General features: G+C 72.2%; 19 protein-coding genes. 10 read left to right on the top strand and 9 right to left on the bottom strand.

Translation table 11 applies throughout. From position 1 onward, the window contains the following. The first annotated feature begins 27 nt into the window (after nt 1-27). Both proC and ACIA47_RS24565 read left to right on the top strand, forming a co-directional pair. Nucleotides 28-846 (top strand): pyrroline-5-carboxylate reductase, encoded by an 819-nt coding sequence (proC, locus tag ACIA47_RS24570; RefSeq protein ID WP_203121894.1) that lies wholly within the window; start codon nt 28-30, stop codon nt 844-846. Nucleotides 847-892: 46 nt separating this feature from the next. Continuing rightward, the gene (locus ACIA47_RS24565; RefSeq protein ID WP_036412622.1) at nt 893-1,243 is read left to right on the top strand and encodes a DUF2203 domain-containing protein; all 351 of its coding nucleotides are present in this window, start codon (nt 893-895) and stop codon (nt 1,241-1,243) included. A 135-nt stretch (nt 1,244-1,378) separates the two neighbouring features. Here ACIA47_RS24565 and ACIA47_RS24560 read toward each other — a convergent pair whose 3' ends face one another. The 3 genes from ACIA47_RS24560 to ACIA47_RS24550 form a co-directional block, all read right to left on the bottom strand. After that, a complete protein-coding gene (locus tag ACIA47_RS24560; protein ID WP_396710902.1) occupies nt 1,379-2,056 on the bottom strand; it encodes a class F sortase in 678 nt (225 codons plus the stop codon). Next, nucleotides 2,053-2,922: a DUF4397 domain-containing protein gene (locus tag ACIA47_RS24555; RefSeq protein ID WP_396710901.1), complete on the bottom strand. Its 870-nt coding sequence runs from the start codon at nt 2,920-2,922 to the stop codon at nt 2,053-2,055. The genes ACIA47_RS24560 and ACIA47_RS24555 overlap by 4 nt, the downstream gene beginning before the upstream one ends. Nucleotides 2,923-3,023: 101 nt before the next feature. Then, nucleotides 3,024-3,392, bottom strand: a complete 369-nt coding sequence (locus tag ACIA47_RS24550; RefSeq protein ID WP_396710960.1) for a class I SAM-dependent methyltransferase — start codon at nt 3,390-3,392, stop codon at nt 3,024-3,026. Between the two features lie 53 nt (nt 3,393-3,445). On the opposite strand from ACIA47_RS24550, the gene ACIA47_RS24545 reads away from it, so the two are divergent. Together ACIA47_RS24545 and ACIA47_RS24540 are read left to right on the top strand one after the other, a co-directional pair. Next, on the top strand, nt 3,446-3,991 hold the full coding sequence (locus ACIA47_RS24545) for a hypothetical protein (protein WP_396710900.1): 546 nt from the start codon (nt 3,446-3,448) through the stop codon (nt 3,989-3,991). A gap of 69 nt (nt 3,992-4,060) precedes the next feature. Then, the gene (locus ACIA47_RS24540) at nt 4,061-5,662 is read left to right on the top strand and encodes a glycosyltransferase 87 family protein (RefSeq protein WP_396710899.1); all 1,602 of its coding nucleotides are present in this window, start codon (nt 4,061-4,063) and stop codon (nt 5,660-5,662) included. A 32-nt stretch (nt 5,663-5,694) separates the two neighbouring features. On the opposite strand, the gene ACIA47_RS24535 is transcribed toward ACIA47_RS24540, so the two are convergent. Further along, on the bottom strand, nt 5,695-6,369 hold the full coding sequence (locus ACIA47_RS24535) for an NADPH-dependent F420 reductase (RefSeq protein ID WP_396710898.1): 675 nt from the start codon (nt 6,367-6,369) through the stop codon (nt 5,695-5,697). Between the two features lie 365 nt (nt 6,370-6,734). After that, a complete protein-coding gene (locus tag ACIA47_RS24530; protein ID WP_396710897.1) occupies nt 6,735-7,226 on the bottom strand; it encodes a glutathione peroxidase in 492 nt (163 codons plus the stop codon). A gap of 167 nt (nt 7,227-7,393) precedes the next feature. On the opposite strand from ACIA47_RS24530, the gene ACIA47_RS24525 reads away from it, so the two are divergent. From ACIA47_RS24525 to ACIA47_RS24510, 4 genes are all read left to right on the top strand, one after another. Continuing rightward, complete coding sequence (locus tag ACIA47_RS24525; protein ID WP_354942554.1) at nt 7,394-9,019, top strand: glycosyl hydrolase family 18 protein; 1,626 nt, start codon at nt 7,394-7,396, stop codon at nt 9,017-9,019. Between the two features lie 181 nt (nt 9,020-9,200). Then, the gene (locus ACIA47_RS24520) at nt 9,201-9,707 is read left to right on the top strand and encodes a hypothetical protein (RefSeq protein ID WP_396710896.1); all 507 of its coding nucleotides are present in this window, start codon (nt 9,201-9,203) and stop codon (nt 9,705-9,707) included. Nucleotides 9,708-9,794: 87 nt separating this feature from the next. Next, on the top strand, nt 9,795-11,201 hold the full coding sequence (locus ACIA47_RS24515) for a class II 3-deoxy-7-phosphoheptulonate synthase (protein ID WP_091407607.1): 1,407 nt from the start codon (nt 9,795-9,797) through the stop codon (nt 11,199-11,201). An 87-nt stretch (nt 11,202-11,288) separates the two neighbouring features. Next, on the top strand, nt 11,289-12,326 hold the full coding sequence (locus ACIA47_RS24510; RefSeq protein ID WP_396710895.1) for a threonine aldolase family protein: 1,038 nt from the start codon (nt 11,289-11,291) through the stop codon (nt 12,324-12,326). A gap of 60 nt (nt 12,327-12,386) precedes the next feature. Here ACIA47_RS24510 and ACIA47_RS24505 read toward each other — a convergent pair whose 3' ends face one another. Further along, entirely contained in the window at nt 12,387-13,256 is an 870-nt protein-coding gene (locus ACIA47_RS24505) for a deoxyribonuclease IV (RefSeq protein WP_396710894.1), read from the bottom strand. Beyond that, nucleotides 13,256-15,244, bottom strand: coding sequence for a Stk1 family PASTA domain-containing Ser/Thr kinase (gene pknB / locus ACIA47_RS24500; RefSeq protein ID WP_396710893.1), 1,989 nt, complete (start codon nt 15,242-15,244; stop codon nt 13,256-13,258). Before pknB ends, ACIA47_RS24505 begins: the two co-directional genes overlap by 1 nt. A gap of 188 nt (nt 15,245-15,432) precedes the next feature. Between pknB and ACIA47_RS24495 the strand changes: the two genes are divergently transcribed. Then, on the top strand, nt 15,433-15,822 hold the full coding sequence (locus ACIA47_RS24495) for an Rv2175c family DNA-binding protein (RefSeq protein ID WP_091408069.1): 390 nt from the start codon (nt 15,433-15,435) through the stop codon (nt 15,820-15,822). Between the two features lie 110 nt (nt 15,823-15,932). Here ACIA47_RS24495 and ACIA47_RS24490 read toward each other — a convergent pair whose 3' ends face one another. Next, nucleotides 15,933-17,015, bottom strand: coding sequence for a polyprenyl synthetase family protein (locus tag ACIA47_RS24490; protein WP_396710892.1), 1,083 nt, complete (start codon nt 17,013-17,015; stop codon nt 15,933-15,935). A gap of 9 nt (nt 17,016-17,024) precedes the next feature. Next, the gene (locus tag ACIA47_RS24485; protein WP_396710891.1) at nt 17,025-17,414 is read right to left on the bottom strand and encodes a helix-turn-helix domain-containing protein; all 390 of its coding nucleotides are present in this window, start codon (nt 17,412-17,414) and stop codon (nt 17,025-17,027) included. A 249-nt stretch (nt 17,415-17,663) separates the two neighbouring features. Between ACIA47_RS24485 and metF the strand changes: the two genes are divergently transcribed. Then, nucleotides 17,664-18,581 (top strand): methylenetetrahydrofolate reductase [NAD(P)H], encoded by a 918-nt coding sequence (gene metF, locus ACIA47_RS24480; protein ID WP_396710890.1) that lies wholly within the window; start codon nt 17,664-17,666, stop codon nt 18,579-18,581. Nucleotides 18,582-18,598: the final 17 nt, after the last annotated feature.

Genomic DNA, 18,598 nt, shown 5'->3' with positions numbered 1-18,598 from the left:
ACCCAATTCGAGGGGGTACGGGCCGACATGTCAGCCGGAGTGCACACGGTCGCGGTGATCGGCGCGGGCAAGATCGGTGAGCTGATGCTCTCCGGGCTGCTGCGCTCGGGGTGGCCGGTGGACCGGCTCCTGGCCACCGCCCGCCGACCCGCTCGCGCCGAGGAGTTGACCGCCCGGTACGGCGTACGGGTGGTCGACAACCTGACCGCGGTGGACGAGGCGGCGGTGCTCGCGGTCTCGGTGAAGCCGCAGGACGCCGCCGCGCTCCTCGACGAGATCGGCCCCAAGGTGCCGGCCGACAAGCTCGTCATCTCGCTCTGCGCCGGTCTGCCCACCAGCTTCTTCAGCCGTCGGTTGCCCGACGGCACCCCCGTGGTGCGGGTGATGACCAACACGCCGGCGCTGGTCGACGAGGCGATGACCGCGATCTCCGCAGGCGCGCACGCCACCGGGGCGCACCTCACGCTGGCCGAGGAGATGTTCAAGCCGCTCGGCCAGACGATCCGGGTGCCCGAGTCGCAGCAGGACGCGGTCACCGCGCTCTCCGGCTCCGGCCCGGCCTACTTTTACCTGCTGGTCGAAGCCATGATCGACGCGGGGATCCTGCTCGGGCTGCCCCGCCAGGTGGCGCACGAGTTGATCGTGCAGACCGCGATCGGGTCGGCGGTGATGCTGCGCGACTCCGGCGAGCACCCGGTCAAGCTGCGCGAGGCGGTCACCTCGCCGGCCGGCACCACCATCTCCGCGATTCGTGAGCTGGAGAAGCACGGCGTACGCGCGGCGCTGCTCGCCGCGCTGGAGGCCGCCCGGGATCGCGCCCGCGAGCTGGCGGCACAGGCCGACTGAGCGGTCGGGCCACGTCGCGGGGCCGTGCGTGCCGCATACTGGCCCGGTGTTCACACTTGCCCAGGCCCGGCACCTGGTGGCCACCCTGCAACCGCGCGTCGACGAGTTGATCCGGGTCCGGGCCGACCTGGCCGAGTTGCGCGCCGACCTGGCCGACCACGGCGTGAGCGCGCTCGGCGGGTTGGCCGAGGTCAAGGCACTGGAAGCTCGGCTGCACGCCGTCGTCGACGAGCTGCACCAGCACGACATCCAGGTCAAGGGCATCGCCCCGGTGCTTCTCGACTTCCCCGGCGAGCGGGCCGGCCGCGCCGTGCTCTGGTGCTGGCTGGAGGGCGACTCCGACGTGCGCTGGTACCACCGGGCCGAGTGCGGCTTCGCCGGCCGCCGCCCCCTCTGACCCCCCGGCCTCGGCGCGCCGCGCCCCTCGCGCCCTCCCGCTCCCCTGATCCACTCGGGTTCACGGAAATCGCGGTATCCGGGCGCGGCGGATGCCCCGACTTCCGTGAACCCGAGTGGATCAGGGGAACGCGACTCAGCCTGCCGCAGACGTTGGCAGGACCGGGTCGGGGGCATCGGTCACCGCGAACACCACCACGTTGTCGACGTAGTGGCCCCGCCGCCGGTCGAAGTCGCCCCCGCAGGTGACCAGGCGCAGCTCCGCCCCGGGCGTCGGGCCGTAGACCACGGCAGTCGGAAACTGGTCCTTGCGGGTTCGCAGCGACCCGGTCACCCGGAACGGCAACCGCTGCCCGCCGCGCCACACCTCCACCAGGTCGCCGGGCCGGAGCTCGCCGAGCCGGGCGAAGACCGCCGGGCCGCGTCGTGAGTCCAGGTGCCCGGCGACTACGGCCGGGCCGGTGTCGCCCGGGGCCGGGCCGCCGCCGTACCAGCCAGCGGTGTGGAAGTCGGTCGGCGGAATCAGCACGCCGGCGCGGTCCAGGCCCAGCACGGTGAGCGGTGAGTCGACGTCGATGCGCGGTACGCGTACCCGCGTGGGTGGACCGTGTGGGGTGGGCGCGGCGGCCACCGACGGGCAGTCGTCGCCGCAGCCGGGGTGCCAGCTCGCCGCCGGCGGTGGCGGGCCGGTGGTGGCCAGCCCGACCCCGGTGCCGGCGGCCAGGCAGACCGCCGCGCCGGCCGCGACCAGCGCGGCCAGCGGTATCCGGCGGTCACGGTGCCGCCGGATCGACAGGGCCGGCCCGGCATTCACCAGGTGGTGCGCCGCCGCCGACGCCAGAGCAGCAGGGCCACCGCGCCGGCCGCCGCGGCCAGACCGCCGGCAACCACTGGGTACGCGTCGAGCCCGGCCCCGGCGGTGCCACCGGCGCCGGTGTCCACCCCGCCGGCCGGGGCGACGGTGCCGCCCTCGGCGTCGCGGCGCAGCTCGGCGGTGAGCCCGCCCTGTTTCGCGTCGAGCACCAGCAGGGAGTAGACCGCGCCGCCGGTGAGCCGCACCTCCGCGTCGGTGCTCGGCCCGCCGGCACCCGTCAGCTTCAGCCGCCAACTGCCCGGCTCGACCTGCTGGTAGTCGGTAGTGGTGGCGAACTGCACCCCATCGGCGATCATCGGACCGTCGGCGGCGGCCACGTCGAGCACCGGGGTCCGCACCGACGCCTGGATGACCCGCACCTTGGCGCGGCCGTCGGTGGGGGCGCTGAGATCGTCGTTGAGCACCCGCAGGCCGAGGTCGGCGTGCCGGCCGACACCGGCCACCGTGAAGGCGTCGCCGCTGGTCACCGCGACCTCGGTGGTGAGCACCGGGGGGTCGCTGGCGGGGGCGCCGGCCTCGCGCATGGCCACCGCGTACCGGCCCGGGGCGAGTTCGAGGTAGTCGGAGACCACGCCGTAACCGACCCCGGGGAAGACCTGCGGCTTCGCCGCGCCCGGCGCGGCAAGGTAGACGTCCACCGCCGGGGTGTCCGGGGAGAGGTGCGCGAGCCGGACGTAGCCGACAGTGTCCGCGCCGGTCGCGGCGTTCGCCGGAACCGGAATGGCGGCGGTGGCGAGGGCGGTGCCGAGCAGGAGCGCGCCGGAGCCGGCCAGCAGCCGGCGGGGCACGGTACGGAGCGTGTGCATGTCGCCTCCGGGGGGCACGTTCGGTGAGCGGGCGGCAACCCAGAGAACAGGGTCCCGTGAACAGGACTGTGGCGCAAGTTGCCACGGCGATGTTTCTGTCGCTACGGATCGCGCAGGGCGAGGAGGCCGAACAGGTCGGGGACTCCGCCCGGGCCCGTCTCGACGACCCGGACCAACCGAAGGCCGGCGGCCACGGTCGCGTTGATCAGATCGGCGAGGAGGAGGTGCCAGGCACCCACCCGTACCCGCACACCGCTGGCCAGCACGCACATCGCGGCCGGCAGCGACCCGTCGGCGACCGGCAGTGCACCCGCGTCACCCCGGAGCACCGGCAACCGCCCTCGCGCGTGCCGCAACTGCCCGCCGGACAGGTCCACGCCCACCGGCGTCCACCCCAGACCCGCCGGCACCGAGGCGTGCGCGCCGGTACCGCAGCAGTGCGCGGCATCCTTTCTTCCGAGGGCAGACATGGAGCTGGCCCGGGCGTTTGCGTTCACTCACGAGTGGCTACTGGGCAGCAATGGTGGCCGAGGCTGATGCAGGGGAGATCCGATTCCGGCGGTCCCGCACGCGGGTGCTGGCCCGGTTGGCTGGCGCGGCACTTGTGGTCCTGCCGGCCTTCGCGTTGCTCGGCGTCGCGTTCGGCAATGCCTGGTACGACCCGCTTCCGCACGGGCCGATACTTCTGCTGGCGGCGGTCCGCTTCCCCGTGCAACTGCGACGCCAGGGCGGACTGCCGCTTCGGTTGACCCGCGACTTCCTCGAACTGACCCTGCCGGGCGGCGGGACGGTCCAGGTCGACTGGCCCGACCTCAACCGAGCCGAGGTGCGGGGCCGGATCAGCCCGACCCTGGTCGTCGATGTCGCCGATCCGGACCGGACCCGGCCGGCGCTGAACCGCTGGGACTGGGGTCGGGTGGGCCTCTGGAACAGGGCCCGCAGGCGGAGCCCGCACGAGATCCACGTGTCCCTGGTCGCCACCACGCCGAACGTCCACCAGCTGCGCGCCGAACTGGCACACCGGGTGCCCCGCGCCGCCGATCAGCCGTTGCCCGACCCCACTACCTGACTCGGCTGGAGCCCCACGTCCGCCGTCGCGGGGCCCACGAGGGCCATCGCGGTCGCCTATTCTCGGGCGATGCGGGATCGCCGGGTGGCGCTGGTGTGGGCGGCCTTCGTCGTCGTCGCGCTGGTGTCCGGTGTGCTCGTCCTGCGCCGTCCGGATCGCCTCTCCGACCTGCACATCTACTACGGCGCGCTGTCCGACCTGCGCGCCGGCAAGCCGCTGTACGGGTATGTGGCCGAGAACGGCGGTCCGTTCACCTATCCGCCGTTCGCCGCTCTCGTGCTGTCGCCGATCACCGCCGTCAGCGAGGGCGTACTCCAGGGGATCTGGCTGGTGGCGACGTGCGCGGCGGTCGTCGCCATCGCCGGGTCGGTGGGTGTCGCGCTGACCACCCGACGTTCCCGGCGCCCGCTCGTCGTGGCGCTTGCGGCCACCGTGCTGATGCTCTCCGCGCCGGTGCAGAGCAACCTACGCTTCGGGCAGGTCAGCATCTTCATCGTGTTGATGGCCCTGCTCGACGGGCTGGGCGTCGTCCCACCCCGGCTGCGCGGGACGCTGGTCGGGGTGGCCGCGGCGATCAAGCTCACCCCGCTGCTGTTCGTGGTCTACTTCCTCGCCGTCGGGCGCTACCGTGACGCCGGCCGGTCGGCGGCCGCGTTCGTGGCCTGCGCGGGGCTCGCCGCGATCGTGCTGCCGCTGGAGAGTTGGTCCTACTGGACCGAGACCGCGCGACAGACCTCGCGCATCGGCAATCTGTCCTCCTTGGGCAACCAGTCCCTGCACGGAATGTTGCTGCGCGTCGGCGTCGACGAGGCGGCGCTGCCCCTGCTCTGGACCGGCATGGTGGCACTGATCTGCGTGGCGGCGCTGCTCCGGGCCCGGCAGCTGACGCGGCAGGGCCGCCCCGGGCACGCCGCCGTGCTCGTCGGCTGCGCCACCGTAGCCGCGTCCCCGGTGTCCTGGACTCACCACCAGGTGTGGCCGGTGCTCGCCGCGATGCTGCTGATCGGCGCGTCCGGCGTCACCCAGCGGGCCGCCGGCGCGGCACTGCTCGCCGCCATGGTCGTCTCGTTGGGCGCGGTGCTCAGCCCGGTCTCGTCGCGGCCGGGGGTGCAGTTCCTCTTCGAGAACGCCCGTGCCGTCGGGGTGTGCCTCCTGTGCCTCGTCGGCTTCGGCGGTGTCGCCGTCGCCGCCCAGCACACGAGCAGACGACCGGCCGCAGGCCGTGGCTGGCTGCGGGTGGGCGTCACGGCCACGGTGGCGGTCGCGTTCTTCGCCGTGCAGCCGCTGCCGGCCGGAGCCGACCCCACCTTCAAGGCGTACACCCTCGACGACGTGGTCAACCCGCGATACTTCTTCGTCTGTCGTGGTCCGGCCGAATGCGCCGAATACGCCACCGACGCGCCGGTCACCTTCGGCACCCGCGCCGAGAAGACCAAGGTCCGGGTCAACGGCGTGGTCTCCCCGCAGGTGACCCGCCTGGAGTACTACTCCGCACCGGGTGGAGCACCCCGGGCCATCCCGCTGCTCGCCGCGTACCCGGGTTCGCGGACCTTCTCGTTCCGGTCGGCGACGATGGCCCACGGTCGGCTCGTCGCGTACGCCGCGGATGGGCAGCCGATCGCCAGCTACGACGACGAACTCGCCGCCGCCCTCCGTACGACCACCCGGTAGTCGGTCGCGGGGAGGGCGGCGGCTGACGTTGCTCAGCGGGTGGCGGCGGCCAGGGCGGCGCGCAGCTTTGCGGCGTCGCCCGGTGCCGGGTGCTCCCAGTCGGTCGGGCTGGCAGAGTAGAGCGTGCCGTACGCCGGGGTGTCCGGCTGGTAGCGCCATCCCTCGGCCAGCGGGCCGACGTCCACCGAGTCGTAGCCGATCCGGTCCAGGAAGGCGGTCACCCCGGCCTTCGCGGCGGCGTCGTCACCGGCGATCGCCAGGGCGCTGCGGTCGGCCGCGCCGGTCGGCCGGGGGAGCGCGGCGAGGCCCTTGAAATAGATGTTGTTGAAGACCTTGACCACGCGCGAGTCCGGCAGGTGTCGCTGGAGCAACTCGCTGCTGGTGGTCTCGCCGGAGTCCAACTCCGGGAAGGTGCCATCGCGCTGCGGGTAGTAGTTGTTGGTGTCGATGACGACCTTGCCGGCCAGCGGTTGCACGGGCACCGCGCGGTACGCCTTCAGCGGCACACTGACCACCACCAGGTCACCGACCTGCGCCGCGTCCTGCGTGGTGCCGGCGCTGGCGTGCTCGCCCAGGGTCTCCACCAGGTCGGTGAGGGTCTCCGGGCCCCGCGAGTTGCTCAGCACCACGTCGTAGCCGGCGTCAACGGCCAGCCGGGCCACGGTGCCGCCGATGTTGCCACTGCCGATCAGTCCCACAGTTGTCATGCTCGTTCCCAACTCCGTCCACCCGCGACGCATTCCCAACCGAGCTGGTGGGTTATTTGGTTGTCCGCCGCCGGGCGACTGCTCAGGCTGCTCGCGACCTTCGCCGTCCCGGCGGGTGCCCGAGTGGCGCCGCGAGCCCGTCCTGCACAACGTACTGCCCACGCTGGTCGCCGACCGGCTCTCCAGGGACGTGCCACTCTCCGGTGACGAGCGGCTCGCACCGGTGGCGGACCGCGGGTCGTCCCTGCGGCGTCGACCCGGCACGATCACGCTGGATCCTGGAGGTAGTGGCGTCCGGGAGTCGGGAGGCCACTACCTCCACGTTCGAGCGTGATCAAGGCGGCGACGTGGAGTGCCCGGGGGTTTCAGGAGTTGGGGAGGGCCTTTTCGATGGCTGCGCGCAGGTCGTCGGAGCCGGGCTCGACCGTGGGGGCGAAGCGGGCGGCGACCGAGCCGTCCGGGGCCACCAGGAACTTCTCGAAGTTCCAACGCACGTCACCGGTGTGCCCGTCGACGTCCGGGGTGTCCACGAGCGCGGCGTAGAGCGGGTGCCGGTCGGGGCCGTTGACGTCGACCTTCTCGGTCAGCGGGAAGGTGACCCCGTAGTTGACCTGGCAGAATTCGCTGATCTCGGCGGCGCTGCCCGGCTCCTGCCCGGCGAACTGGTTGCACGGCACGCCGAGCACAACGAGGCCCTGATCGGCGTAGGAGTCGGCGAGCGTCTGGAGGCCGGCGTACTGCGGGGTGAGGCCGCAGCGGGAGGCCACGTTGACGACCAGCAACGCCTTGCCGCGGTGGCGGGCCAGGTCGGCGGGGCCGCCGTTGAGGGCGTCGATCGGGATGTCGAAGACGGTCATGGGCCGAGGCTACGCGCCGGCCGGGTGTCGACCCGGGGTGGGCGCAGCGTACGCACTCCGTGCACCAGGAGAAATCGAAACATGCACATCTTGACGAACTGATGACGCCGTGAGTACCGTCTCACCATCTCTTTTGGAAAGTTTCCTAACAGTTCGGGAGACGCCTCATGAAAAGATCGCTCCGCCGGGCCCTCTGGGCCGGTGCCGTGGTCGCCGTGACCGTCGCAGCGGTGCCGGTCACCACCGCGTTCGGTGCCGGCACGGTCACCACCACCTTCACCAAGGCGCAGGACTGGGGGACCGGTCACGAGACGAGGGTGACCGTCACCAACGGCTCCAGCGCCACAGTCACCACCTGGCGCATCGAGTTCGACCTGCCGTCGGGCACCACCATCAGCAGCGCGTGGGACGCCGACGTCACCAGCAGCGGCAACCACTACGTCGCGGTCAAGAAGAGCTGGGCCGGCGGCATCGCCCCCGGCGCCTCGTTCAGCTGGGGCTACAACGGCAGCGGCGCCTACAAGGCACCGCTGAACTGCACCATCAACGGTGCCGCGTGCGGCGGCGGGACGACCCCGCCGACCACCACTCCGCCGACCACCACCCCACCGACGACGACGCCGCCCACCACCCCTCCGCCCACCACGCCACCGCCGACCACCAACCCGCCGAACCCGGGCGGCAAGAAGATCGTCGGTTACTTCGCCGAGTGGGGCGTCTACGGGCGCAACTACCACGTCAAGAACATCCAGACGAGCGGCTCGGCCGCCAAGCTGACCCACATCCTGTACGCCTTCGGCAACACCACCGGTGGCCGTTGCGCCATCGGTGACAGCTACGCCGACTACGAGAAGGCGTACACCGCGGCGGAGAGCGTGGACGGCGTCGCCGACACGTGGGACCAGCCGCTGCGCGGCAGCTTCAACCAGCTGCGCAAGCTCAAGCAGCTGAACCCGCACCTCAAGGTGATCTGGTCGTTCGGTGGCTGGACCTGGTCCGGCGGCTTCACCCAGGCCGCGCAGAACCCGGCCGCGTTCGCCGAGAGCTGCTACAACCTGGTCGAGGACCCGCGCTGGGCGGACGTCTTCGACGGCATCGACGTCGACTGGGAGTACCCCAACGCCTGCGGTCTGAGCTGTGACAGCAGCGGCCCTAACGCGTTCAAGAACGTGATCAGCGCGTTGCGGTCGAAGTTCGGGTCCAGCGCCCTGGTCACCGCCGCCATCACCGCGGACGGCAGCAACGGCGGCAAGATCGACGCCACCGACTACGCCGGCGCCATCGGCAACCTCAACTGGCTGATGCCGATGACCTACGACTACTTCGGCGCCTTCGCCGCCCAGGGTCCGACGGCACCGCACTCACCACTCACCTCGTACACCGGCATCCCACAGCAGGGCTTCAACTCCGACGCGGCGATCCAGAAGCTCAAGAGCAAGGGCGTCCCGGCCAACAAGCTGCTGCTCGGCATCGGCTTCTACGGCCGGGGCTGGACCGGTGTCACCCAGGCCGCTCCGGGTGGCAGCGCCACCGGCGCGGCGCCGGGCACCTACGAGGCCGGCATCGAGGACTACAAGGTCCTCAAGAACACCTGCCCGGCCACCGGCACGATCGCCGGCACCGCGTACGCCAAGTGCGGCAGCAACTGGTGGAGCTACGACACCCCGTCGACCATCAACGGCAAGATGACGTACGCGAACAACCAGGGCCTCGGTGGCGCGTTCTTCTGGGAGCTCTCCGGTGACACGAGCAACGGCGAGCTCATCGGCGCCATCAAGGGCGGTCTCGGCTGAGCCGAGGGCCGACGCACCACCCACACGGCGGGAAGGGGCCCGCACCGTCCCTTCCCGCCCGTGACACAGCGGCCCGGTCGACGCCCAGCGTCGACCGGGCCGCCGCCGTTGGGCTCGGCCAGCCGGATGTGGCAGACTCGCGGCTCGGCACGTCTCGATCTCACCGCCGACGGAGGTGATCATGCGCGCGACCCACCGCAGGCTGGCGGCGACCGCCGCCGGGCTGGTGCTGCTGCCGGCCGCCCTGGTCGGCTGCGGGATCGGCGGCGAGGACGAGGACGGGCCCGCCGCCAAGCCGGCCCGAGCCCCCGCCGAGGAGGCCGCCACCCGCTCCCGTGAGCGCGTGCAGGCGTACCTCGACGCGATGGCGGCCAAGGACGTCGCCGCCGGCCGCAGCCAACTCTGCGCTCTGCTGCACGACGGCTTCGACCTGGGCGCCACCGGCCCCAACGGTGACTTCGCCGACCACTTCCAGGTGCCGGAGGCGGCCATCACGGACGTCCGGTCCGGTCCGCGCGGGCAGGAGGTCAGCGTCTCGGTCTCGGTCGCGGTCGGCAAGCGCACCGTCGTCCGGCCGCTGGTCTTCACAGTCACCCGGGACGGCAGCGACTGGTGCATCGCCGGCGAAGCGCCGGGTGGGCCGGCCGCTCCGACGCCGACCGGCGTCGCCCCTACCCGCGCGTCCTGACCAGCGCCCGGCAGATTGATCTCCCATCTGCCGGAACCGTCCCCCTCGCCGCCCGGCCACCCCGACGGTCGCCGTACGCTTTCTGTCATGCGCCATGAGTGGCATCAGTTGAGCCATCCCGCGGTGGGCAGCCCGGGCCTGCAGACCAGCCGACCGACCATCGACTCCGCCGAGGACGCGGCGCTCGGCCTGGACCGATGGCGGGAGCTGCCTCGCGAGCAGGTCCCGCCGTGGTCCGACCCGGCTGCCGTGGCCGCGGTCTGCAAGGTCCTCGACACCGTGCCGTCGGTCGTCGCGCCCTACGAGGTGGACCAGCTCCGGCAGAAGCTCGCCCTGGTCTGCGAGGGCAAGGCGTTCCTGCTGCAGGGTGGTGACTGCGCCGAGACGTTCGTGGACAACACCGAGAGCCACCTGCTGGCCAACGCCCGCACCCTGCTCCAGATGGCGATCGTGCTCACCTACGGCGCGTCGCTGCCGGTGGTCAAGGTCGCCCGGGTCGCCGGGCAGTACACGAAGCCCCGCTCGCTGCCGACCGACGCCCGCGGCCTGCCCGCGTACCGCGGCGACATGATCAACTCGCTGGAGGCCGACCCGGCCGCCCGGGTCGCCGACCCACAGCGCATGATCCGCGCGTACGCGAACTCGGCGGCGGCGATGAACATGCTCCGGGCGTACCTCGCCGGCGGGCTCGCCGACCTGCACGCCGTGCACGACTGGAACAAGGGCTTCGTGAAGAACTCCCCGGCGGGGGAGCGTTACGAGGCGATCGCTCGGGAGATCGACCGGGCGCTGGCCTTCATCCGGGCCTGCGGCATGACCGACGACGAGGCGCTGCGCACCGTCACGCTCTACTGCTCCCACGAGGCCCTGGCCCTGGAGTACGACCGGGCGCTCACCCGGGTCTCCGACCGTCGGGCGTACGGGCTCTCCGGGCACTTCCTCTGGATCGGCGAGCGCACCCGACAGATCAGCGGGGCGCACATCGACTTCATCTCCCGGATCGCCAACCCGATCGGGGTCAAGCTCGGCCCGACCACCTCCCCGGACGAGGCGATCGAGTTGTGCGAGAAGCTCAACCCGGACAACATCCCCGGGCGGCTCACCCTGATCAGCCGGATGGGCAACCACCGGGTACGCGACGCGCTGCCGCCGATCGTCGCCAAGGTCACCGCCGCCGGGGCCAAGGTGGTCTGGCAGTGCGACCCGATGCACGGCAACACACACGAGTCGTCCAACGGCTACAAGACCCGGCACTTCGACCGCATCGTGGACGAGGTGCTCGGCTACTTCGAGGTGCACCGGGGGCTGGACACCCACCCCGGCGGCCTGCACGTCGAGTTGACCGGCGAAGACGTCACCGAGTGCCTCGGCGGCGCCCAGGGGATCGAGGATCTCGACCTGCCCGACCGGTACGAGACCGCCTGTGACCCGCGACTGAACACCCAGCAGTCGTTGGAGTTGGCCTTCCTCGTAGCGGAAATGCTGCGTGGCTGAGCTTGCGAGCACGCAGCCGGCAAGTCAGAGGATGACCATGGCTGACGCGAGGGTGAGCTTGCGAGCCCGCAGTCGGCAGTTGAAAGGATGACAGTGCCTGATCTGTTCGTGGACCTGCGGTCCGACACGGTGACCCGACCCACCGCCGGGATGCGGGAGGCGATGGCCGCCGCTGAGGTCGGTGACGACGTCTACGGCGAGGATCCGAGCGTCAACGCGCTGGAGGCCGAGGTCGCCGCGTTGTTCGGGCACGAGGCGGCGCTGTTCGCCCCGAGTGGTTCGATGGCGAACCAGATCGCCCTGCAACTGCTGGTGTCGCCCGCCGAGGAGTTGCTCTGCGACGCCGACGCGCACGTGGTCACGTACGAGATCGGCGCCGCGGCCGCGTACGGCGGGATCTCCTCGCGGACCTGGCCCGCGGTGGGCGCGGACATCGACCCGGAGGTGGTGGCCGGGATGATCCGGCCGGACGGTTACTTCGCCGTCCCCACCCGCGCGATCGCCGTCGAGCAGACCCACAATCGCGGCGGCGGCGGGGTGATTCCGCTGGCGACCCTGCGGGATCTGCGCGGGGTCGCTGACGAGGCGGGCGTCGCGCTGCACTGTGACGGCGCCCGGATCTGGCACGCGCACGTCGCCGACCAGGTGCCGCTGATCGAGTACGGCCGGATCTTCGACACGCTGTCGGTGTGCCTCTCCAAGGGCCTCGGCGCGCCGGTCGGTTCGCTGGTGGTGGGCAGCGCGGAGAAGATCGAACGTGCCCGGCTGATCCGCAAGCGGATGGGCGGGGGCATGCGCCAGGCCGGCATTCTCGCCGCCGCCGGTCGGTACGCGCTCGCGCACCACATCGACCGGTTGGCCGACGACCACGCGAAGGCGGCCCGGCTCGCCGAGGCGGTCGCGCCGTTCGGTGTGCTGGCCACCACGGTCCGTACCAACCTGGTCGCGCTGGACCTCACCAAGCACACCCTGGACGCCCGGGCCCTGGCCGCCGCGGCGCGGGCCGAAGGCGTACTGATCTCGGTGCTCGGCCCCCGTACCGCCCGCCTGGTCACGCACCTGGGCGTCAGCGACGCGGACATCGACCGCGCCCTGGCAGCCCTACCCCGCATCCTCGCCGCCTAAAACCCCACCCCCCAGCGCTCACAACCCATGGCCCACCCCGGTGATCGGTGCCGGGGAGGGTCAGGGGTGGGACAGGCGGGTGAGGGTGGCGATGTCGGCGGCGTGGCCCACGTGCTTCTCGGTGGGGGTTTCCACGACGATCGGGACGCCAGCCGTCGCCGGGTGCGCCATCAGCTCGGCGAAGGCTGGCTCGCCGATGCTGCCCTTGCCGATGTTCTCGTGCCGATCCCGGGTGGAGCCGCACAGATCCTTCGAGTCGTTGGCGTGGACCAGCCGCAGCCGGTCCGCACCAACAGTGGCCACCAGGGTGTCCAGGGTCGCCGTCATCCCGCCCTCGGCCGCCAGGTCGTGGCCGGCCGCCCAGGCGTGGCAGGTGTCGAAGCAGACCCCGAGCATGGGGTGCCCGTCCACCGCGTCCAGGTAGGGCCCGAGCTGCTCCACCCGGGAGGCCAGTGAGCGGCCACCGCCGGCGCTCGGCTCGACCAGCAACATCGGCCCGCCAGCGTCGGCAGCCCAGTCGAGCAACGGCAGCAACACCTCGCGGACCTGTCGCATCGCCGCCTCGGCGTGCCCCTCGTCCACCGAACTGCCCGCGTGGAACACCACCCCGCGCGCGCCGATCGCCACGCCCCGACGCAGCGCGTGCTCCAGCGTCTGGCCCGACCTCTCGACCGTGGCCGGGGTGGGCGAGCCGAGGTTGACCAGCAGCGCGGCGTGGATGAACGCGGGAATGCCCCGCTCGGCGCAACCGTCGCGGAACAGGGCGTCCTGCACCGGGTCGCCGTTGGGCAGTGCCCAGCCCCGCGAGTTGGAGACGTAGACCTGCACCACCTGCGCACCGGTCGCGTCGGCGTACGGCAGGGCAGCCTTCGCCAGCCCGCCCGAGGTCGGAGTGTGCGTGCCCACCGGCCGCACGGAGATCGTCGGCATCAGAAGCACGTCAGTGTGACAGGGGTGCCGGGCGCCACCTGCGAATTTTCGCCCGGGATCTGGATCCGGACCACGGCGTTCGGGTTGATCGCCATCGTCACCGGGAAGCCCTGACCCTCCAACGCCTGCTTGGCCTGCTGGCACGGCAGGTCGATCACCCGCGGCATGGCGACCAGCGGTGGCCCCTTGCTGACGTCCAGCTTGACCTCGGTGCCCTTCTCCACACCGGCGCCATCGGCAGGGCTCTGGCCGAGGATCTCGTCCCTCGGCTTGTCGGAGTCCTTGTAGGTCTCCTTCAGCACCAGGTTGAGCTGGGCCAGGGCCGTCCGGGCATCGGTCAGGCTCTTGCCGACCAGGTTCGGCACCGTCACCGGCGCCCTGCCCCGGCTCAGAATGAGGGTGACCTTCGCACCGGGTTTGACCTCGGTGCCCACCTTGGGGGAGCTGTCCACCACGACCCCGGCCGGCAGGGTGTCGTCGTAGCGGGCGGTGCCCCTGGCCACCACCAGCTTCACATTGAGCAGGTCCGCCTCGGCGAGTTCGAACTCCTTGCCGATCACATCCGGTACGGGGAAACGCTCCGGGCCGAGGGAGAGGGTCAGGGTGATCGTGCCACCCTTGACGATCTTGGCAGCGGACGCCGGGTTCTGCTCCAGCACGCTGTCCTTCGGTGCCTTCTCGTCGAAGCGCGGCTCAGCGTACTTGACGAGAAGCCCGACGCGGTCGGCCTGCGCCTGCGCCTCGGCCTTGCTCAGGCTCACCAGCTGCGGAGCGTCCGTGTAGCGGCCGACGCCGAACCACCAGCCCCCGAGCGCGGCCACCAGGCCCAGCGTCACGACCACTGCCGCGACGGCCAGCCGGCCACGGGGGTGGCTCAGCAGCGTGCTGCGCAGCACGGCGAGGCGGGCGCCCAGGCCCTCCGCCGGCTCCGGGGCGGCCCGCCGCCGGCCCGGCCCCGGGCTGCTGGCGCCCTCGGGCAGTCGTGCCCACGACGGGCGGTTGGGCGGCTGGAGCGTCGCGACCATCATGGTCGGCTGGGAGAGCGAGGGAGCGTCACTGACCGGGCGGAGTACTGCGGTGTGGCTGTTGGCGTCGCCCAGACGATCCCGGGCCACCTGCACCTCGGCCAACAACGCGCCGGCGTCTGCGGGCCGCGCTTCCGGATCACGCCGGGTGGCCCGCTGCACCAGGTCGTCGAGGACCGACGGCAGGCCCGGCACCAGCGTCGAGGGCGCCGGCACGTCCCGGTCGACGTGCTGCCAGGCGACGTCCACCGGGCGGTCCCCGTCGTACGGCACCCGGCCGGTGAGCATCTCAAACAGCACGATGCCGGCCGAGTAGACGTCGGTGCGCGGATCGGCGCGGCCCTCGGTGACCAACTCCGGGGCGACGTACGCCACGGTGGCCATCAGCTGGTTGCCCTGCTCCTCGTCGGCGCTCGCCTCGACCGCCCGGGCCAGCCCGAAGTCGGCCACCTTCACGACGCTGTCGACCAGGTTGGCGACGCCACCGGTAGGCGCTTCCGCGACCAGCACGTTCTCCGGTTTGACGTCGCGGTGCACGAGACCGGCCCGGTGCGCGGCGGCGATCGCGGCGAGCATCTGCTCGGCGATGGCCAGCGCCTCGTCCGGGTTGAGGCGGCGTCGCTCGGCCAGCACGTCACGCAGCGTGCGGCCACGGACGTACTCCATCACCAGGTACGGCAGGCCGGCGTGGGTGCCCTGGTCGTAGACCGCCACCACGTTCGGGTGGGTCAGCCGGGCGATGGTCTTCGCCTCGTCGGTGAACCGGGCCACGAAGTTGGCGATCCGGGCCCGTGCCTCGCTCGCCTGGGTCGGGTGAATGATCTTGACAGCGACGGTGCGCTCAAGGCGTTCGTCGGTGGCGGTGTACACGGTCGCCATGCCACCACGGGCCACGCGACCGCGAATGCGGTAGCGCCCGTCGATCAGCGAGCCCAGCAACGTGTCGGCGACCTGAGTGTCCATCGGCAGGCAGTCTATGTGTCCAGGGGGTGAGGGATGAACAGGATGCTACAGCCGTACGCCAAACCGGTCCCTCTCGCCGCGTTCCCGGCCGCTTGTTCGCTGGTCAGCGGCGATCAGGGAAGAGAACGCAGATGGACCGCCCGGGGTGCCGGTGGCTCGTCGCGGCGGCGGCGTGGCAGGGTGGTCGGGTGACCGAACCCGTACCCGACCAGGCCGCGCCCGGCCTGGAGCTCGCCGGCCCCACCGACCCGGCCGACTGGTTGACCCTGCCCGACGTCGCCGAACGCCTCGACGTGTCGATCAGCAAGGTGCACCAGATGATCCGTGACCGGGAGCTGTTGGCGGTCCGCCGCGACGGCGTCCGCCGGATCCCAGCGGACCTGGTCGCCAACCAGACCGTGCTCAAGCACCTGCCCGGCGTGCTCAATCTGCTCGCCGACAACGGCTACGACGACGAGGCCGTCCTGCGCTGGCTCTACGAGCCGGACGACACCCTCCCCGGCGCCACCCCAGCCGCCGCCCTCTCCGGCGATCAGGCCCGCGAGGTGAAACGCCGAGCCCAAGCCCAAGGCTTCTAACCCCCGCCCGCCCTCGGCGTTGATCATGAAGTTATTGCCAGCCCGCCGGCGTGTCGTGGCAATAAGCTCATGATCAACGCCGAGGGGTCGGAGGGGAAGGGGGTCGGGGGTTAGTCGGATCGGCGGGTTGCGGCTATGGCCAGGTCTACCAGGGCTTGGCGGGCCTCGGTGTCGAGGTCGACGGCGGTAAGGGCGGCCAGGGCGGCGTCGGTGAGTGTGACGATCCGCTGCTCGGTACGGGCCAGCGCCCCGCTCCCCGAGATCACCTCGCGGAGCCGGGCCACTCCGTGCTCGTCCAGCTCCGGGTCGCCGAGCCGGCCGAGCAGCAGCTCGCGGCCCGCGTCGTCGGTGGCCTCCACGGCCGCCGCCACCAGGTAGGTGCGCTTGCCCTCGCGTAGATCGTCCCCGGCCGGTTTGCCGGTCAGCGCCGGGTCGCCGAAGACCCCCAGCACGTCGTCGCGGAGCTGGAACGCCTCGCCCAGCGGCAGCCCGTACGCCGAGTAGGCCGTCCGCACGTCCTCCGGCGCGTCGGCCAGCGCGGCGCCGAGCAGCATCGGACGCTCGACGGTGTACTTCGCGGACTTGTACCGGGCGACCTTGCTGGCCCGTTCCACCGAGGTGTCCCCGGTGACCTGCGTCAGCACGTCGAGATACTGCCCGACGGTGACCTCGGTGCGCATCTCGTCGAAGACCGGCCGGGCCCGAGCCAACGACCACAGGTCCAGGCCGGCGGAGTGCAGCAGCTCGTCGGACCAGACCAGGCACAGGTCACCGAGCAGGATGGCCGCGGCGTCGCCGAAACCGTCCGGGTCGCCGCCCCAGCCGGCCTCCCGGTGCCGGGTGGCGAACCGTCGGTGTACCGCGGGCTCGCCGCGACGGGTGTCGGAACGGTCCATCAGGTCGTCGTGGATCAGGGCGCTGGCCTGGACGAACTCCAGTGAGGCCAGGGCGGTCAGCACCTGGTCGCCGTCCAGCCCGCCGGCCCCCCGGAACCCCCAGTAGGCGAATGCGGGACGCAGCCGCTTGCCGCCGCCGAGCACGAACGCCTCGATCGCCTCGGCCACCGGACCCAGCGCGTCGTCCACGGCGGTGAGCCGGACCCGTTGGCCGGCCAGGAACTCGGTGAGAGCCTTGTCGACCCGCTGCCGCAGGCCGGCGCGGTCGACGGGGGACACGGGAGCAGCGTGGGTCACGCCCCGACGCTAGCCGGTCGTCCGTGCTCGTGCTCCACCGCCACGCGTAGTCCCGCCGGTGCGGCCTGGACCCGTCCGCCCGGCCGGTCGCGCGCCGGCCGCCGCGGCGCGGCCCGGCCCGGTGGCCCGCGTCGAGCCGGCCCGACGGGTGGTCGCGGCGGCCTCCGCGAGCACCACCAGCGACACGTCCAGGACGACGGCGAGCCAGCCGAGCCAGAACCCGCCCGGCACGCGACGCTGTCGTTCCCACCGGGAAATCTCGTGCCGACTCAGCGTCGGCACCCCGGCGGCGGCACACAACTCGGCGGCGGCTCGCTGCTGGCTCCAGCCCCGGTCGAGTCGGCAGCGAGCCAGCAGCGGCCCGAGCTGCGCGGGTCGCGGCGGTGCGGGCGGGATCATCTGTCCTCCTGGCGGGCGTCGGCGCGGCGCCGGCCGGCCCGCCCTGAACGGGCGGGACCAGCGGCACCGCTCGGTTGCTGACCCCCGCGCGGGCCCCCGGGCCGCCCCCGCCACCCCTCCCGCGCCACCCCTTCCTACCCCGGAGGTACGACGCCCTTCCGCCCGCCGGATCGGGACGCGGGGGGCCGGCTCGGCCGTCGGCGTGGGAAGGGCCTGGGTCCTGGTGTCATCGACCGCTAGAGTCGGGTCGTGGCGCTCGGTCTTCCCTCGACACTCCCCAATCCGCAGCCGGCGATCGGGGAGCTTATCCGTGAGCACCAGCCGACCTTCTCGTTTGAGTTCTTCCCGCCCAAGACCGAGGCGGGGGAGCAGCTGCTCTGGCAGGCCATCCGCGAGTTGGAGTCGCTGCGCCCGTCGTTCGTGTCGATCACGTACGGCGCCGGCGGCTCGACCCGGGACACCACAGTGGCGGTGACCGAGCGGATCGCCACCGAAACCACCCTGCTGCCGATGGCCCACCTCACCGCGGTCAACCACTCCGTCGCCGAGCTGCGGCACGTGGTCGGCCGGCTCGCCGGGGTGGGGGTGCGCAACGTGCTGGCCGTTCGTGGTGACCCCCCGGGCAACCCGGGCGGTGAGTGGATCCGTCACCCCCAGGGCGTGGACTACGCCGAGGACCTGGTCCGGCTGGTGCGCGACGCCGGTGACTTCAGCGTCGGCGTGGCGGCCTTCCCGTACAAGCACCCCCGCTCGCCCGACGTGGCCAGCGACACCGCCCAGTTCGTCCGCAAGTGTCGGGCCGGCGCGGAGTTCGCGGTCACCCAGATGTTCTTCGACGCCGACGACTACCTGCGGCTACGTGACCGGGTGGCCGCTGCCGGCTGTGACACCCCGATCCTGGCCGGCGTGATGCCGGTGACCCAGTTCAGCACCATCGAGCGGTCCGTGCAGCTGTCCGGTGCGCCGTTCCCACCGGCGTTGGCGGCCCGCTTCGAACGCGTCGCCGACGACCCGGACGCCGTCCGCCGGCTCGGCATCGAGCAGGCCAGCGAGATGTGCCGCCGACTGCTGGACGAAGGCGTGCCGGGAATCCACTTCATCACCCTCAACCGGTCCACCGCGACCCGCGAGGTCTGGCAGAACCTGAAGGCCGGCGCCCGCGTGTGAACGCTGCGCCTGCGACA

Source organism: Micromonospora sp. NPDC051227 (assembly GCF_044455385.1).
In the GTDB taxonomy this organism is placed as follows: Bacteria; Actinomycetota; Actinomycetes; order Mycobacteriales; family Micromonosporaceae; genus Micromonospora.
This window is presented reverse-complemented; position numbering and strand designations above follow the sequence as displayed.

Bases quoted from the DNA above. Each gene is read 5' to 3' on its own strand.
- proC (WP_203121894.1), top strand. From the start codon at position 28: ATGTCAGCCGGAGTGCACACGGTCGCGGTGATCGGCGCGGGCAAGATC.
- ACIA47_RS24555 (WP_396710901.1), bottom strand. From the start codon at position 2,922: ATGCACACGCTCCGTACCGTGCCCCGCCGGCTGCTGGCCGGCTCCGGC.
- ACIA47_RS24550 (WP_396710960.1), bottom strand. From the start codon at position 3,392: ATGTCTGCCCTCGGAAGAAAGGATGCCGCGCACTGCTGCGGTACCGGC.
- ACIA47_RS24540 (WP_396710899.1), top strand. From the start codon at position 4,061: ATGCGGGATCGCCGGGTGGCGCTGGTGTGGGCGGCCTTCGTCGTCGTC.
- ACIA47_RS24535 (WP_396710898.1), bottom strand. From the start codon at position 6,369: ATGACAACTGTGGGACTGATCGGCAGTGGCAACATCGGCGGCACCGTG.
- ACIA47_RS24530 (WP_396710897.1), bottom strand. From the start codon at position 7,226: ATGACCGTCTTCGACATCCCGATCGACGCCCTCAACGGCGGCCCCGCC.
- ACIA47_RS24525 (WP_354942554.1), top strand. From the start codon at position 7,394: ATGAAAAGATCGCTCCGCCGGGCCCTCTGGGCCGGTGCCGTGGTCGCC.
- ACIA47_RS24520 (WP_396710896.1), top strand. From the start codon at position 9,201: ATGCGCGCGACCCACCGCAGGCTGGCGGCGACCGCCGCCGGGCTGGTG.
- ACIA47_RS24515 (WP_091407607.1), top strand. From the start codon at position 9,795: ATGCGCCATGAGTGGCATCAGTTGAGCCATCCCGCGGTGGGCAGCCCG.
- ACIA47_RS24510 (WP_396710895.1), top strand. From the start codon at position 11,289: ATGACAGTGCCTGATCTGTTCGTGGACCTGCGGTCCGACACGGTGACC.
- ACIA47_RS24505 (WP_396710894.1), bottom strand. From the start codon at position 13,256: ATGCCGACGATCTCCGTGCGGCCGGTGGGCACGCACACTCCGACCTCG.
- pknB (WP_396710893.1), bottom strand. From the start codon at position 15,244: ATGGACACTCAGGTCGCCGACACGTTGCTGGGCTCGCTGATCGACGGG.
- ACIA47_RS24485 (WP_396710891.1), bottom strand. From the start codon at position 17,414: ATGATCCCGCCCGCACCGCCGCGACCCGCGCAGCTCGGGCCGCTGCTG.